The organism is Streptomyces fractus (genome assembly GCF_049844455.1).
GTDB lineage: Bacteria > Actinomycetota > Actinomycetes > Streptomycetales > Streptomycetaceae > Streptomyces > Streptomyces fractus.
Window position 1 is genome coordinate 5,374,842 of sequence record NZ_JBMYHI010000002.1, and the last position, 15,244, is coordinate 5,390,085.

At 69.9% G+C, this 15,244-nt stretch carries 14 protein-coding genes, 1 tRNA gene and 1 pseudogene; 4 read left to right on the forward strand and 12 right to left on the reverse strand.

Features of this window, described 5'->3' with window-relative positions; genetic code table 11:
• Positions 1 to 33: 33 nt before the first annotated feature.
• Positions 34 to 531 carry a MarR family transcriptional regulator TamR gene (gene tamR / locus ACP4E5_RS26390; RefSeq protein ID WP_425832785.1) on the reverse strand — a complete coding sequence of 166 codons (498 nt, stop codon included), beginning with the start codon at positions 529 to 531 and terminating at the stop codon, positions 34 to 36.
• Positions 532 to 619: 88 nt separating this feature from the next.
• Here tamR and ACP4E5_RS26395 point away from each other — a divergent pair, with 88 nt between their 5' ends.
• Together ACP4E5_RS26395 and ACP4E5_RS26400 are read left to right on the forward strand one after the other, a co-directional pair.
• A complete protein-coding gene (locus tag ACP4E5_RS26395) occupies positions 620 to 1,414 on the forward strand; it encodes a trans-aconitate 2-methyltransferase (protein ID WP_425832787.1) in 795 nt (264 codons plus the stop codon).
• A pseudogene (locus ACP4E5_RS26400) lies at positions 1,411 to 1,579 on the forward strand (VOC family protein); the annotation flags it as partial. The gene ACP4E5_RS26395 and the pseudogene ACP4E5_RS26400, both read left to right, overlap by 4 nt.
• Positions 1,580 to 1,733: 154 nt before the next feature.
• On the opposite strand, the gene ACP4E5_RS26405 reads toward ACP4E5_RS26400, so the two are convergent.
• Positions 1,734 to 2,435: a TetR/AcrR family transcriptional regulator gene (locus tag ACP4E5_RS26405; RefSeq protein ID WP_425832789.1), complete on the reverse strand. Its 702-nt coding sequence runs from the start codon at positions 2,433 to 2,435 to the stop codon at positions 1,734 to 1,736.
• A gap of 12 nt (positions 2,436 to 2,447) precedes the next feature.
• Positions 2,448 to 3,437 (reverse strand): acyl-CoA desaturase, encoded by a 990-nt coding sequence (locus ACP4E5_RS26410; RefSeq protein WP_425832791.1) that lies wholly within the window; start codon positions 3,435 to 3,437, stop codon positions 2,448 to 2,450.
• Between the two features lie 303 nt (positions 3,438 to 3,740).
• On the opposite strand from ACP4E5_RS26410, the gene ppc reads away from it, so the two are divergent.
• Positions 3,741 to 6,479, forward strand: coding sequence for a phosphoenolpyruvate carboxylase (gene ppc, locus ACP4E5_RS26415; protein WP_425832793.1), 2,739 nt, complete (start codon positions 3,741 to 3,743; stop codon positions 6,477 to 6,479).
• Between the two features lie 12 nt (positions 6,480 to 6,491).
• On the opposite strand, the gene ACP4E5_RS26420 is transcribed toward ppc, so the two are convergent.
• The 7 genes from ACP4E5_RS26420 to ACP4E5_RS26450 all read right to left on the reverse strand — a co-directional run bounded on the left by ACP4E5_RS26420 (position 6,492) and on the right by ACP4E5_RS26450 (position 12,122).
• A complete protein-coding gene (locus ACP4E5_RS26420) occupies positions 6,492 to 6,947 on the reverse strand; it encodes a hypothetical protein (RefSeq protein WP_425832795.1) in 456 nt (151 codons plus the stop codon).
• Between the two features lie 73 nt (positions 6,948 to 7,020).
• Positions 7,021 to 7,614 carry an aminoacyl-tRNA hydrolase gene (gene pth, locus ACP4E5_RS26425; RefSeq protein WP_425832797.1) on the reverse strand — a complete coding sequence of 198 codons (594 nt, stop codon included), beginning with the start codon at positions 7,612 to 7,614 and terminating at the stop codon, positions 7,021 to 7,023.
• A gap of 94 nt (positions 7,615 to 7,708) precedes the next feature.
• The gene (locus ACP4E5_RS26430; RefSeq protein ID WP_425832799.1) at positions 7,709 to 8,305 is read right to left on the reverse strand and encodes a 50S ribosomal protein L25/general stress protein Ctc; all 597 of its coding nucleotides are present in this window, start codon (positions 8,303 to 8,305) and stop codon (positions 7,709 to 7,711) included.
• A 175-nt stretch (positions 8,306 to 8,480) separates the two neighbouring features.
• Positions 8,481 to 9,458, reverse strand: a complete 978-nt coding sequence (locus ACP4E5_RS26435; RefSeq protein WP_425832801.1) for a ribose-phosphate diphosphokinase — start codon at positions 9,456 to 9,458, stop codon at positions 8,481 to 8,483.
• A gap of 132 nt (positions 9,459 to 9,590) precedes the next feature.
• Positions 9,591 to 11,048: a bifunctional UDP-N-acetylglucosamine diphosphorylase/glucosamine-1-phosphate N-acetyltransferase GlmU gene (gene glmU / locus ACP4E5_RS26440; RefSeq protein ID WP_425832803.1), complete on the reverse strand. Its 1,458-nt coding sequence runs from the start codon at positions 11,046 to 11,048 to the stop codon at positions 9,591 to 9,593.
• 116 nt (positions 11,049 to 11,164) lie between these two features.
• Positions 11,165 to 11,235: transfer RNA gene (locus ACP4E5_RS26445), tRNA-Gln, on the reverse strand.
• Between the two features lie 11 nt (positions 11,236 to 11,246).
• Positions 11,247 to 12,122: a hypothetical protein gene (locus tag ACP4E5_RS26450; RefSeq protein ID WP_425832805.1), complete on the reverse strand. Its 876-nt coding sequence runs from the start codon at positions 12,120 to 12,122 to the stop codon at positions 11,247 to 11,249.
• Between the two features lie 158 nt (positions 12,123 to 12,280).
• On the opposite strand from ACP4E5_RS26450, the gene ACP4E5_RS26455 reads away from it, so the two are divergent.
• Positions 12,281 to 13,597: a sensor histidine kinase gene (locus tag ACP4E5_RS26455; protein ID WP_425832807.1), complete on the forward strand. Its 1,317-nt coding sequence runs from the start codon at positions 12,281 to 12,283 to the stop codon at positions 13,595 to 13,597.
• Between the two features lie 555 nt (positions 13,598 to 14,152).
• Here the strand turns inward: ACP4E5_RS26455 and ACP4E5_RS26460 are convergent.
• Together ACP4E5_RS26460 and ACP4E5_RS26465 are read right to left on the reverse strand one after the other, a co-directional pair.
• Positions 14,153 to 14,662: an SUKH-3 domain-containing protein gene (locus ACP4E5_RS26460; protein WP_425832809.1), complete on the reverse strand. Its 510-nt coding sequence runs from the start codon at positions 14,660 to 14,662 to the stop codon at positions 14,153 to 14,155.
• On the reverse strand, positions 14,662 to 15,225 hold the full coding sequence (locus ACP4E5_RS26465) for a YwqJ-related putative deaminase (protein WP_425832811.1): 564 nt from the start codon (positions 15,223 to 15,225) through the stop codon (positions 14,662 to 14,664). Before ACP4E5_RS26465 ends, ACP4E5_RS26460 begins: the two co-directional genes overlap by 1 nt.
• Positions 15,226 to 15,244: the final 19 nt, after the last annotated feature.

Below are 15,244 nucleotides of genomic sequence, written 5' to 3' on the forward strand. Positions count from 1 at the left end.
TGCCTGCTCAATCGCCGCAGGGGCTTGAGCAGGTCAACCGGGAATGTTGTCGAACGGCGCGGTCAACTGGCGGAGCAGACCCGCCAGTTCGGCCCGCTGCGCGCGCGACAGCTCCGCGAGGATCGCCCGCTCCTGATCGAGCAGCCCGGCCAGGGCCTGGTCGGCGCGGTCGCGGCCCTCGTCCGTGAGCCGGACCAGGACGCCGCGGCGGTCGCTGGGGTCCGGCAGGCGCTCGACGAGGCCCTTCTTGGCGAGGCGGTCGATGCGGTTGGTCATCGTGCCGGACGTCACCAGCGTCTGCGTGAGCAACTGCCCGGGGGAGAGCTGGTACGGCGTGCCCGCGCGGCGCAGCGCCGTCAGGACGTCGAACTCCCACGGCTCCAGATTGTGCTCGGAGAAGGCCAGGCGGCGGGCCCGGTCGAGATGGCGCGCGAGCCTGCTGACCCGACTGAGCACCTCAAGGGGCTCCACGTCGAGGTCGGGGCGCTCTCGGCGCCACGCTGAGACCAGACGGTCGACCTCGTCCTCCATGACGATCAGTGTAGGGGGTGTGTCGACATGAAGTCTCTTGAGGTCGACTATCTTGACATCGAGATACCTGCGGTCGACGCTTGACGGTATGACACCTGCACCCACCTGGGACCCCCACCAGTACCTCCGGCACGCGGGCCACCGCGGCCGCCCCTTCGTCGACCTGCTCGCCCGCGTCCCCGCCCTGCCGGGGGAGCCCGCCCGCATCGCCGACCTCGGCTGCGGCCCCGGCAACGTCACGACACTGCTCGCCGAACGCTGGCCCACCGCCCGCGTCACCGGCTACGACAACTCGCGGGAGATGCTGGAGAAGGCCGCGGCCCACGCGACCGACCTCCTCGACTTCGCGTACGCCGACGCCGCCACCTGGGAGCCCACGGAGACGTACGACCTGCTGCTGTCGAACGCGACGCTGCAATGGGTCCCCGGCCACGCCGACGCCTTCCCCCGGTGGATCGACGCGGTGGCCCCCGGCGGCACGTTCGCCTTCCAGGTGCCCGGAAACTTCGACGCCCCCAGCCACGTCCTGATGCGGGAGCTGGCCGAATCGGCCCGCTGGAAGGACCGCTTGGGCGGGGTGCTGCGCCACGGGGACGCGGTGCTCACGCCTGCGGCCTACCTGGAGCGGCTGGCCGGCCTCGGCTGCGAGGTGGACACCTGGGAGACGACGTACATGCACCTCCTGGAGGGCCCCGACCCGGTCCTCGACTGGGTCAAGGGCACCGGCCTGCGCCCCGTCCTGACCGCGCTCGCGGACGACCCGGGGGCCCGGGACGCCTTCGTCACCGAATACCGCGACCTGCTCCGCGAGGCATACCCGACGACCGAGCACGGCACGGTACTGCCCTTCCGCCGCATCTTCGTGGTGGCGACCCGCGTATGACACTCGCCGCCGTCGACCACGTGCAACTCGCGGCGCCACCGGGCAGCGAGCCCGCGCTGCGGACCTTCTACGTCGACGCCCTCGGCATGACCGAGGTCCCGAAACCACCGGCACTCGCGGCACGCGGCGGCTGCTGGTTCACGTCCGGGGCGGTCCAGCTCCACCGGGCAACCGGCGCCGGTTCCTCAGTTGGAGCCCCTGCGGCGATTGAGCAGCGGGGTCCGGGGCAGAGCCCCGTGAGCCCGGCCGCGGCGCCGCTCGAAAGATCGGGGCTCCGCCCCGGACCCCGCTCCTCAAACGCCGGAGGGGCTGAAGTGGCTCAACTCTTCCGGTGACCTATGAGCCGCGGCTTCGGTTCGAGGCCGTCGAGCCCGTGCCACGCCAGGTTCACCAGATGCGCCGCGACCTCCGCCTTCTTCGGCTTGCGGGCGTCCAGCCACCACTGGCCCGTGAGCGCCACCATCCCGACCAGCGCCTGCGCGTACAGCGGCGCCAGCTTCGGGTCGAAGCCCCGGTTCTTGAACTCGCGGCCCAGGATGTCCTCGACCTGCGTCGCGATGTCGGAGATCAGCGACGCGAACGAACCCGTGGACTGCGGGATCGGAGAGTCGCGGACCAGGATGCGGAAACCGTCCGTGTACTCCTCGATGTAGTCGAGAAGCGCGAAGGCGGCCTGCTCGCACAGCTCACGCGGGTGCCCCGCCGTCAGGGAGCTGGTCACCATGTCCAGGAGCTGACGCATCTCGCGGTCCACGACCACCGCGTACAGGCCCTCCTTGCCGCCGAAGTGCTCGTACACCACCGGCTTGGAGACCCCGGCCTTCGCCGCGATCTCCTCCACCGACGTGCCCTCGAAGCCCTTCGCGGCGAAGAGGACGCGACCGATCTCCAGAAGCTGCTGTCGCCGCTCCGCCCCCGTCATCCGCGTTCTGCGCGTGCGCCGAGCCTTCTCGGGCCGGTCCGGCCTGTCGCTGCTCGAGGTGCTCGGGGTGCTTGAGTCGGTCGCCACGTCGTCCATCATGCCGTGTAGTGGTCAGGCCGCGTCGGCGACCTGCTCCTTGCGTCGGGAGGCGATCCGGTCCTTCGACGGCCAGCGCACGTCGTGCGCCCAGCCCAGCTGCTCGAACCAGCGGATGAGGCGCGCCGAGGAGTCGATCTGGCCGCGCTCCACCCCGTGCCGCGCCGACGTCGGGTCCGCGTGGTGCAGGTTGTGCCAGGACTCGCCGCAGGACAGGACCGCGAGCCACCACACGTTGCCGGACTTGTCGCGGGACTTGAAGGGCCGCTTGCCGACGGCGTGGCAGATCGAGTTGATCGACCACGTCACGTGGTGCAGCAGCGCCACCCGCACGAGCGAGCCCCAGAAGAACGCCGTGAACGCGCCCCACCACGACATCGTGACCAGACCGCCGATCAGCGCGGGAAGGAAGAGCGAGAGCGCCGTCCACAGCACGAACTGGCGGGAGATCGCGCGGATCGCCGGGTCCTTGATCAGGTCCGGTGCGAACTTCTCCTGCGAGGTCTGCTCCTCGTCGAACATCCACGCCATGTGCGCCCACCACAGGCCCTTCAGCAGGGCCGGCACCGTCTCTCCGTACCGCCACGGCGAGTGCGGGTCGCCCTCGGCGTCGGAGAACTTGTGGTGCTTGCGGTGGTCGGCGACCCAGCGCACGACCGGTCCCTCCACCGCGAGCGACCCCATGATCGCCAGCGCGATCCGCAGCGGACGCTTCGCCTTGAAGGAGCCGTGCGTGAAATACCGGTGGAAGCCGATCGTGATGCCGTGGCAGCCCACGAAGTAGAAGACGACGAGCAGCCCGAGATCGAGCCAGCTCACACCCCAGCCCCAGGCCAGCGGCACCGCCGCCAGCACGGCCAGGAACGGGACGACGATGAACAGGAGCAGGGTGAGCTGCTCCACGGAGCGTTTCTGCTCCCCGCCGAGCGTCGCGGACGACGAGGCGCCGGGCGGTCCTGATGTCTGACTGGGGGCGTTTTCGATCACATCGGTACTGGTGGCCATGGGAGTCCCCTGTAAGTCGAGGGTTGAGACGGGCTGAGACGGGTCAGGAGATCCACGGGGATCCGCGGACAGCTTGCCTACGGTTCCGTAACCTACGGCACCGTAAGTATGTCAGCGTGCAGCCGGGCGGCAAGAGGCCCCGACCTCGTCGTCGGCGGCGGCACATATCCTTGGAATCGGTCGGACAGCGCGGTCCGCTCTGAATCTCCACCCTGGGTTACGTACCCGGATCCGGGGATCCACCCCTCCCGACGTGCTTCACCACGTGCCGTACGTGCTTCACCATTGCAAGGAGCCGCACCTGTGAGCAGTGCCGACGAACAGACCGCTGCGACAAGCACCAGCCCCGAGCTGCGCGCCGACATCCGTCGGCTCGGTGACCTGCTGGGCGAGACCCTGGTCCGCCAGGAGGGCCCGGAGCTGCTGGAGCTGGTCGAAAAGGTCCGCCGCCTGACCCGCGAGGACGGCGAGGCCGCCGCCGAGCTGCTCGGCGGCACCGAACTGGACACCGCGGCCAAGCTGGTCCGCGCCTTTTCCACGTACTTCCACCTGGCCAACGTGACGGAGCAGGTGCACCGTGGCCGCGAGCTGCGGGCCATGCGCGCCGCCGAGGGCGGACTCCTCGCCCGCACCGCGGACCGCCTCAAGGACGCCGACCCGGACCACCTGCGCGAGACGGTCAAGAACCTGAACGTGCGGCCCGTCTTCACGGCGCACCCGACCGAGGCCGCCCGGCGAAGCGTCCTCAACAAGCTGCGCCGCATCGCCGAGCTCCTGGAGACCCCGGTCCTGGAGACCGACCGGCGCCGCTACGACACCCGGCTGGCCGAAAACATCGACCTCGTGTGGCAGACCGACGAACTGCGCGTCGTACGCCCCGAGGTCACGGACGAGTCCCGCAACGCGATCTACTACCTGGACGAACTGCACGCCGGAGCCGTCGGCGACGTCCTGGAGGACCTCACCGCCGAGCTGGAGCGCGTCGGCTACACCCTCCCCGAGCAGAGCCGCCCGCTCACCTTCGGCACCTGGATCGGCGGCGACCGCGACGGCAACCCGAACGTGACACCGGCCGTCACCTGGGACGTCCTGATCCTCCAGCACGAGCACGGGATCAACGACGCGCTCGACATGATCGACGAGCTGCGCGGCTTCCTCTCCAACTCGATCCGCTACACCGGCGCCACCGAGGAGCTGCTCACCTCGCTCCAGTGCGACCTGGAGCGTCTCCCGGAGATCAGCCCCCGCTACAAGCGGCTCAACGCCGAGGAGCCCTACCGGCTCAAGGCCACCGCGATCCGGCAGAAGCTGGAGAACACCAAGACGCGGCTCGCCAAGAACACCCCGCACCAGGAAGGCCGCGACTACCTCGGCACGGCCGAGCTGCTTCACGACCTGACGCTCATCCAGACCTCGCTGCGCGAGCACCGCGGCGGACTGTTCGCCGAAGGCCGCATGAACCGTACGATCCGTACGCTCTCCGCCTTCGGTCTTCAGCTCGCCACGATGGACGTCCGCGAGCACGCCGACGCCCACCACCACACGCTCGGCCAGCTCTTCGACCGGCTCGGCGAGGAGTCCTGGCGCTACGCCGACATGCCGCGCGACTACCGGGGCAAGCTGCTCGCCAAGGAGCTCCGCTCCCGCCGCCCGCTGGCCCCCACCCCGGCGCCGCTCGACGCCGAGGGCGAGAAGACGCTCGGCGTCTTCCACACCATCCAGCGCGCCCTCGACGTGTTCGGGCCCGAGGTCATCGAGTCGTACATCATCTCGATGTGCCAGGGCGCCGACGACGTGTTCGCCGCGACCGTCCTCGCGCGCGAGGCGGGCCTCATCGACCTGCACGCGGGCTGGGCCAAGATCGGCATCGTGCCGCTCCTGGAGACGACGGACGAGCTGAAGGCCGCCGACACGATCCTCGAGGACATGCTCTCCGACCCGTCCTACCGGCGCCTCGTCGCGCTCAACGGGGACGTGCAGGAGGTCATGCTCGGCTACTCCGACTCCTCCAAGTTCGGCGGCATCACCACCTCCCAGTGGGAGATCCACCGCGCCCAGCGCCGGCTGCGCGACGTCGCGCACCGCTACGGCGTGCGTCTGCGCCTCTTCCACGGCCGCGGCGGCACCGTCGGCCGCGGCGGCGGCCCCTCGCACGACGCGATCCTCGCCCAGCCCTGGGGAACCCTGGAGGGCGAGATCAAGGTGACCGAGCAGGGCGAGGTCATCTCCGACAAGTACCTCGTGCCGTCCCTCGCCCGCGAGAACCTGGAACTGACCGTCGCGGCCACCCTTCAGGCCTCCGCCCTGCACACGGCGCCGCGCCAGTCCGACGAGGCCCTCGCCCGCTGGGACGCCGCCATGGACGTCGTCTCCGACGCCGCGCACAACGCGTACCGCAAGCTGGTCGAGGACCCGGACCTGCCGAACTACTTCCTCGCCTCGACGCCCGTCGACCAGCTCGCCGACCTGCACCTCGGCTCCCGGCCCTCGCGCCGCCCCGGCTCGGGCGTCTCGCTCGACGGACTGCGCGCCATCCCGTGGGTGTTCGGCTGGACCCAGTCCCGGCAGATCGTCCCCGGCTGGTACGGCGTCGGCTCCGGCCTCAAGGCGCTGCGCGAGGCGGGCCTCGACACCGTGCTCGACGAGATGCACGAGCAGTGGCACTTCTTCGGCAACTTCATCTCCAACGTCGAGATGACGCTCGCCAAGACCGACCTGCGGATCGCCAAGCACTACGTCGACACGCTCGTACCCGACAACCTCAAGCACGTCTTCGACGCCATCGTGGCCGAGCACGAGCTGACCGTCGCCGAGGTGCTCCGCATCACCGGAGGCAGCGAACTCCTCGACTCGCAGCCCGTGTTGAAGCAGACGTTCGCGATCCGCGACGCCTACCTCGACCCGATCTCGTACCTCCAGGTCGCCCTGCTCAAGCGGCAGCGCGACGCGGCGGCCGCCGGCGAGACCCCGGACCCGACGCTCGGCCGGGCCCTGCTCCTCACCGTGAACGGCGTGGCCGCGGGCCTGCGCAACACCGGCTGACCCAGGGCTGTACTAGAAGCTGAGGGCGGCGAAGGCCGCCGTCAGCAGCGCGAATCCGGCGCCTCCCGTGATCCACGTGAGGCGCCGGTTGCGTATCCCGCCCGCGAGCACCACCGACGCCAGCAGCAGCGCACCGCCGAGCGGCACCCAGGCATGCAGAAAACCGGCCGTGCCCGCGCGCACCGCGTCGGTCGAACTCGGCTTCAGGACCACGGGAAGGCGCGCGCCCTTCTTCTCCCCGATCGAGCGGTCGATCGTCACGCTCGCATGCCGCACGGCCGTCGGGGAGGCCGGCGAGAACGGGCCGGCGCAGGTCCTGCCCGCGCACCGGCTCACCGTCATCGTGCCGCGCTCACGGCCCGTCGGGAACATCACGTGCTGCGCCGCACCCCACGACGCCCACACGCCGGCGATCAGCAGCAGCGCGGCGACCGCGGCCGCCGCGATTTGACGGGCAACAGGCAACATGGCCGGATCCTTGGCCATGACCCTGCGAACGGTCAACTCCCGGCCGGATTCGCCGCCGACAAGTCCGTACAGGTCAGGAGTTGTACGTCGACTGCGCCCGCTCCAGGCCCTCGATCACCAGCGCCTCCGCGGCATCGGCCGCGCGGTCCACGAAGTAGTCGAGCTCCTTGCGCTCCGTCGACGAGAAGTCCTTGAGCACGAAGTCCGCCACCTGCATCCGCCCCGGCGGACGACCGATCCCGAACCGCACCCGGTGGTAGTCGGGGCCCAGCGACTTCGTGATCGACTTCAGACCGTTGTGCCCGTTGTCGCCACCGCCCAGCTTCAGGCGCAGCACCCCGTAGTCGATGTCCAGCTCGTCGTGGATCGCCACGATGTGCTCCGTCGGCACCTTGTAGAAGTCGCACAGCGCGGTGACGGGACCACCTGAGACGTTCATGTACGACATCGGCTTCGCGAGGATCACCCGGCGGTTCAGGGGCCCCGGCGGACCGATCCGCCCCTCGACGACCTGCGCCTTGCCCTTGGTCGCCCGCTTGAACTTGGCGCCCATCCGCTGCGCGAGGAGATCGGCCACCATGAAGCCGACGTTGTGCCGGTTCATCGCGTACTCGGGCCCAGGGTTGCCCAGCCCGGCGATCAGCCAGGGAGCGTTCTCGTCGGACATGCACATTCCTTAGGTGTACGTCGATACGTCGCGATACAGCGATACGGGGTGGTGGGCCGCGCCCACCACCCCGTACCGGTCAGACCTTGAAGGCTCAGGCCTCCGCGGCGGCCTCTTCGCCCTCGGCCTCGGCCGGGGCCTCCTCCGCCTGCGCGGACAGGACCTGGAGGACGACGGCGTCCTCGTCGGTGGACAGCGTGGTGCCCTTGGGCAGCGTGATGTCCTTGGCGTGGATCGAGGCACCGGCCTCGAGGCCCTCGACGGAGACGGTGACCGACTCGGGGATGTGCGTCGCCTCGGTCTCGACCGACAGCGTGTTCAGCACGTGCTCGAGCAGGTTGCCACCCGGGGCCAGCTCGCCCTCGGTGTGGACGGGGAGCTCGACGGTGACCTTCTCGCCGCTCTTCACCTGGAGCAGGTCGACGTGGACCAGGAAGCTCGTGATCGCGTCACGCTGCACGGACTTCGGGATGACCAGCTCGGTGGACTTGCCGCCGTCGATGTCCAGACGGATCAGGACGTTCGGCGTACGCAGGGCCAGCATCAGGGCGTGCGAGTCGAGCGTGATGTGCTTCGGCTCGTCGCCGTGGCCGTAGACGACACCAGGAACCTTCTCGACCTGGCGCAGACGGCGCGAGGCACCCTTGCCGAACTCGGTGCGGGTCGCGACGGAAAGCTTGACCTCGGACATGCTCTTCAACTCCTCGTAGAACTAGGGAAATGGTCACCCGGCCACGAACGGCCTGCTACGAAGAGCGCGTCGATAACGGACAGCCGCACAAAAAAGTGCGACCTCCCTCGCCGAGCAACTTCAGCAGTCTACTCGGCAGGGGAGGCCGCACCCAAATGGATCTTCAGTCAGCCGATCAGGCTTCGCCCTCGAAGAGGCTGGTCACCGAGCCGTCCTCGAAGACCTCGCGCACGGCGGAGGCGATCGTCGGAGCGATCGACAGCACCGTGATCTTGTCGAGCTCCAGCTCGCCCGGCGTCGGCAGCGTGTCCGTGAAGACGAACTCGCTCACCTTCGAGTTCTTCAGACGGTCCGCGGCGGGGCCGGACAGCACACCGTGCGTCGCCGTCACGATGACGTCCTCGGCGCCGTGCGCGAACAGGGCGTCGGCGGCGGCGCAGATCGTGCCACCCGTGTCGATCATGTCGTCGACGAGCACGCAGACGCGGCCCTTCACATCACCGACGACCTCGTGGACGGTCACCTGGTTCGCGATGTCCTTGTCGCGGCGCTTGTGCACGATCGCCAGCGGCGCGCCGAGCCGGTCGCACCAGCGGTCCGCCACACGCACGCGGCCGGCGTCCGGGGACACCACGGTCAGCTTGTTCCGGTCCACCTTCGCGCCCACGTAGTCCGCCAGGATCGGCAGCGCGAACAGGTGGTCCACCGGGCCGTCGAAGAAGCCCTGGATCTGGTCCGTGTGCAGATCCACGGTCAGGATCCGGTGCGCACCCGCGGTCTTCATCAGGTCCGCGACCAGACGCGCCGAGATCGGTTCACGTCCGCGGTGCTTCTTGTCCTGCCGCGCGTAACCGTAGAACGGCACGATGACGGTGATGGAGCGGGCCGACGCGCGCTTCAGCGCGTCGATCATGATCAGCTGCTCCATGATCCACTTATTGATCGGAGCCGTGTGGCTCTGGATCAGGAAGCAGTCGGCGCCGCGAGCGGACTCCTGGTAGCGGACGTAGATCTCGCCATTGGCGAAGTCGAACGCCTTGGTCGGGACGATCCCGACACCGAGCTGGTGCGCGACCTCCTCGGCAAGCTCGGGGTGGGCGCGGCCGGAGAAGAGCATCATCTTCTTCTCGCCGGTCGTCTTGATCCCGCTCACAGCACTAGTCTCCTCAGACGCGAGTTCGTCCGCCGCAGCTGCCCGCGCGTCCCATTAGCAGCGAGCCAGGCGAATCGTGTGCAGGTATCACGGTACGCCGTGTCGGACGCACCTGTTTCCGGTCAGACCCTGTCAGTCCACGGATTCCGGATTCCGCGAAGCCGCCTCGGCCGCCTTCGCGGCCGCGCTCCCCGGACGCTTCCGGGCCACCCAACCCTCGATATTCCTTTGCTGGCCCCGGGCCACGGCCAGCGAACCGGCCGGCACATCCTTCGTGATCACGGACCCCGCGGCGGTGTAGGCACCGTCCCCGACCGTGACAGGCGCCACAAACATGTTGTCCGATCCCGTCTTGCAGTGGGACCCCACGGTGGTGTGGTGCTTGCTCTCCCCGTCGTAGTTCACGAAGACGCTCGCGGCACCGATATTGGTGTGGTCACCGATCGTCGCGTCACCCACGTACGACAGATGCGGCACCTTCGTACCCTCACCGATCGACGAGTTCTTCGCCTCGACGAACGTGCCGATCTTCGACTTCAGACCGAGCCGGGTCCCCGGACGCAGATACGCGAACGGACCGACGGACGCCCCGGGCCCGACGTCGGAGCTGTACGCCACCGTGTTGTCGACGTGCGCGCCCGCACCGACACGGGTGTCCGTCAGACGGGAGTTGGGGCCGACCACGGAACCCTCGGCGAGATGCGTGGCACCGTGCAGCTGGGTGCCCGGCAGCACCGTGGCGTCCCGCTCGAACGTCACCGTGACATCGACGAGCGTGCTGACCGGGTCGACGACGGTCACGCCGCCGAGCATGGCTTGTTCGAGGATCCGGTCGTTGAGGGTGCGACGGGCCTCGGCCAGCTGCACCCGGTTGTTGATACCGGCGATCTCACGGTGATCCACCGCGACGGAGGCACCGACCCGGTGCCCGGCCTCACGCAGAATCCCGAGCACGTCGGTGAGGTACTCCTCACCCTGACTGTTGTCCGTACGCACCTGCTTCAACGCCTCGGTCAGCAGCCGCCCGTCGAACGCGAACACACCCGAGTTGATCTCATTGATCGCGCGCTGCGCCTCGGTCGCGTCCTTGTGCTCGACGATCGCGGTGACGGCGCCCGACACGTTGTCGCGGACGATGCGGCCGTAGCCGGTGGCGTCCGGGACCTCGGCGGTCAGCACGGTCACGGCGTTGCCGTCGGCGGCGTGCGTGGCGGCCAGCGCCTTGAGGGTCCCGCCGGTGAGGAGGGGGGTGTCGCCGCAGACCACGACGACGGTGCCGGTGAGGCCGTTCTCGTGGTCGAGCCCCTCAAGTCCCATCCGCACGGCGTGCCCCGTGCCGTTCTGCTCCGCCTGCACGGCGGTGCGGGCCTCGGCGTCGACCTCGTTCACATGCGCGGCGACCTTCTCGCGCTCGTGCCCGACGACCACGACGAGCTGCTGGGGCTCCAACTCACGGGAGGCGGCGAGCACATGGCCGACGAGCGAGCGGCCGCAGAGTTCGTGCAGGACTTTCGGCGTGGCCGACTTCATACGGGTGCCCTCACCCGCTGCGAGTACGACGACGGCTGCCGGGGTGTTGGCGCTGCTCACGGGTGGGCCCTTCGGCGTCGGATGCGTTGTGGGGTGGACATCCGCAGGATACCGGGGCGTTTTGGGCCGGGCATGGGGGCGGGGCCCGACCGATTCGGCCGGGCCCCGCAGTGGTGCTCCCGGGGAAGGAATCGAACCCTCATTCAATGGACCAAAACCATTTGTCCTGCCATTAGACGACCCGGGATGGATCGTCCGCTATGTCCAATTTCTTGGATCACTCGCGGAAACAGCCCCTACTATGCCGCACCAAGTGCCTTCGATGCGACGGTACAGCTCGGCGCTCCGTAGGACCTTGATCACGAGGCAGCCTCGGTAAGTCTCACCGACGTTCTTGCGCACGGTCTTCGGATTGTGTTTCTTGAGCGTTGTCTTGTAAAAGGCGGCTCGACCCGCTCCAACGAGGTCGGCCCAGTACTGCTCGGCCCTCGCAACATCCGCAGTTTCGTGGATCATTACGCAGAAGCGCAGGCGGCCTCGATCGACATCGAGCAGTTCGAGCCAGGCCAGAAGTACCTGGATCACGCCCGGATCGCTGTTGACGAACGTGACGGTCTCCCGGCGTGCGTGCGGCTTGTCCTTGGTGCCTTCCGCCCAGTAGAGGGCGATGCCCGTGAGGAACAGTTCTCGGTCGGACATGGGGCCGACGGATTGTCTGGCGGTCTCCTTGGCTCGCCGTCGTTCTGAATCTCGGCGCGCTCCCTCATGCTCCCAACGCTTCCGCGCCGCCAGCTTTGCCTGCTCCGTCGGGTCGCGCCGCTCCGGCTTTGGCAGATCCCGTACCCACAGCGAGATCGAACCCTTCGAGCAACCCAACTCGACCTGGATCTGGTCGTACGTCCAGCCCTGGAGGCGGAGTTCGCGGGCGCGGTCGCGTAGGTCGTCTTTCGCGTTGGGGCGTCGGGTCCAGTCCGGCGGGGGCTCGCCTTCGAGGAGGCGGTTGAGGAGGTCATTGTTGTCGACATGGATGCGGTCGCGGATCTGGCGGCGGCTGAGCCCCTCGCGGCGCAGTGCGATCGCCTGCTCTCGTAGAGCCTCGAAGTCCGCGTACTTGTTGCCTGTGGTCTGCGTCATAGGCACAGATTCGGGCTGGTCGGCCGCGTCCGATGGGTGTTCGGGGGTGGTTCGTTGGGACGGGTGGTGGAGTTATCCACAACGCGTCGGTTGTCCACAGGCATGGGGCGTCGAAACTCACCGGAAAACGGGCAGTCGACGCCCGTAGTCTTGAGGGTATGACCACAGCGGGGGAAGTTCACCGAGCCGCGGCCGGGGGGCCGTGGTGGTGGGCGCGGCGCAGGGCCGCCGTGCTGGATGTGGTGCTGGCGGTGGCGTCGGCGGCGGAGTGCGGCGTGGAGGGGGTGCCGTTCGCGCACAAGGCCGGTCTTCCGGTCTGGGTGGGGGTCCTCTTCGGGGTGCTCACCGGTTCGACGCTCGTGCTGCGGCGGCAGTGGCCGATCGCGGTGGTGCTGATCTCGGTCGCGGTGACGCCGGCGCAGATGGGCGTGCTGCTCACGGTCGTCGGGCTGTATTCGCTGGCGGCGTCGGAGGTGCCGAGGCGGATCATCGGGGCGCTCGCGGGGATGTCGTTCCTGGGCACGTTGATCGTGTCGGTGGTGCGGGTGCAGCAGGACTCGGCGGCGCATGCGGAAACGTTCCAGGTGGCCAACTGGGCCGTGCCGTTCCTGGCGATCACGACGGCGCTGGGCGTGACGGCTCCGCCGGTGCTGCTCGGGCTCTACGTGGGGGCGCGGCGCCGGCTGATGGACTCGCTGCAGGAGCGGAACGAGTCGCTCGAGCGGGAGTTGGGGCTGCTCGCGGAGCGGGCCGAGGAGCGGGCCGAGTGGGCGCGGGGTGAGGAGCGGACGCGGATCGCGCGGGAGATGCACGACGTGGTGGCGCACCGGGTGTCGTTGATGGTGGTGCACGCGGCGGCGTTGCAGGCGGTGGCGCGGAAGGACCCGGAGAAGGCGGTGAAGAACGCGGCGCTGGTGGGGGACATGGGGCGGCAGGCGCTCACCGAGCTGCGGGAGATGTTGGGGGTGCTGCGGGCCGGGAATCCGGTGCCGCGGCGGGCGGACCGGATGCCGTTGGAGGCCGTGGGGGTGGCCGCCGCGGCGGCGGCGTCGCGGGCCGAGGCTGAGGCGGACGGGGGGCCGTTGCTGTCCGAGGTGGAGGAATTGGTGGAGCAGTCGCGGGCGGCCGGGATGGTGGTGCAGGTGTCCGTGGAGGGGGAGGTGCGGGCGTATGCGGCGGCGGTGGAGCAGACGGCGTACCGGGTGGTTCAGGAGGCGTTGACGAACGTGCACAAGCACGCGGCGGGCGCGAAGACGTACGTCCGGCTCGCGCATCGCGGGGCGGAGGTGGCGATGCAGGTGGAGAACGAACCGCCCCCGGAGCCGGGCGCCGCGGCGTCGGCGGGGCTGCCTTCCGGGGGGAACGGTCTGGTGGGCATGAAGGAACGCGTGGCGGGCCTCGGCGGCGTGTTCGTGTCGGGCCCGACGGACGCGGGTGGCTTCCGCGTATCGGCGGTGCTTCCGGCGGCGTCGTAGGCGGGTTCCTCTGGGTGGGTACGGGGTGGTGCTGCCGGGCGGCGTGATGGTTGCGCGGTGGCGGCCCAGGGCGGTGACGGCACCCGGCGGCCCGCGAGGCCGATGCCCCCGGAGGGGGCGGGTGGTGGGAGGTGAGCGGGTGCGGGTGCGGAATCGGTGGTGGCGGACGACTCTTCCGGATGCGCCGCCCCCGGCTCCCTGCGGAGGCGCTGCCGCCGGTTACGCCTCGGCTCCCGTAGGGGGCGGTGCCGCCGGTACGTCCCCGGTCCCCGGAGGGCGTGGCGCCGCCGATTACGCCCCTGGCTCCCCGGAGGGGACGGTGCCGCCGCCCCCTTACGCTCCCGGTCCCCCGGAGGGGGTGGCGCCGCCGGTACGCCCTCGGTCCCCCGGAGGGGGTGGTGCCGCCGGTACGCCCTCGGTCCCCCGGAGGGGGTGGTGCCGCCGGTACGCCCTCGGTCCCCGGAGGGGATGGTGCCGCCAGTTACTCCCCGGCTCCCCGTAGGGAGTGGTGCCGCCGGTACGCCCCCGGCCCCCCGTAGGGGGTGGTGCCGCCCCCTACGCCCCCGGTCCCCCCGGAGGGGACAGGCGGGGGGGTTGGAGGCCGGTGATCAGGGTGGCGAGGGCCTCGTCTATGTCGGGGCCCAGGTACCAGTCGCCGCTGTGGTCGAGGGCGTAGACGCGGCCCTCCGTGTCGATCGCCAGCAAGGCCTCCGTGCCCGACTCGGCTCCCAGCGGCGCGAGTTCGGTGTCGAGGGCGCGGCCGAGGTCGCCGAGGGTGCGTGCCGCGTGGAGGCCGTGGAGGGGGTCCAGGTGCGGCTGGGCGGGGGCGATGTGCCGGCCGGGTCCTGTGGGTGTGAGGTGGAGGCCGCCGAACTCCGCCCAGGCCTCGACCGCCGCCGGGAACACCGAGTGGCGGTGTCCGGCCGGTGACACGTGCGTGCGCAGCGCGTCCGCCCAGAACTCCGCCTGCTTGATGTCCCATCGGCCCGGCTGCCACCCGGCGACGCGCAACGTGGCGTCGACCAGGTCGGAGAAGCGGGCGTCCTGAGAGGTGGGGTGGGGCATCAGTGCGCGGCCTCGTTGTCGTCGTGCGGGGTGTCGTCCGTGTCGGGGGCCACCACGTGGACGCCGAAGTGGGCCGTCAGCGCGGTACAGGCGCGGCAGGGGCGGGCGAATCCGCCGTGCAGCGGGTCCCCGTCCTCGCGGATGCGCCGGGTGGTGAGCTTGGACTGCTTGAGGGCCTTGCGGGCCTCTCCGATGGTCATGGGTCTGCGGCGGGCCCGCTTCGATTTCTCCGCGCGTTCGGCGTCGCTCGCCGTGAGGTGCCGGGAGACGAGGATGGCCTCGGCGCAGCGTCCGGTGAAGCGGTCGCGCTGCGCGCTGGTCAACGTATCCAGGAAGTCCTGGACCAACGGGTGCAGCGTCGGGGCCTTTTCGCCGCGGGCCGCGGTCGCGGTGAGGGTGGTGCCTCGGACGGAGAGGGCGGCGGCGACGGTGGGGAGTATGCCGTCCCGGCGCACGCGAAGGGTGGGCACGGCGCCGGCGTCGGTGGCGCTCCAGCCGACGCGCGGGTCGTCGCCTGGCTGCTCGTCCGCGGGTGCAGTTTCCTCTGCGGTACCGCTGCGCATCTGTTGTTTCCCCTCCTGC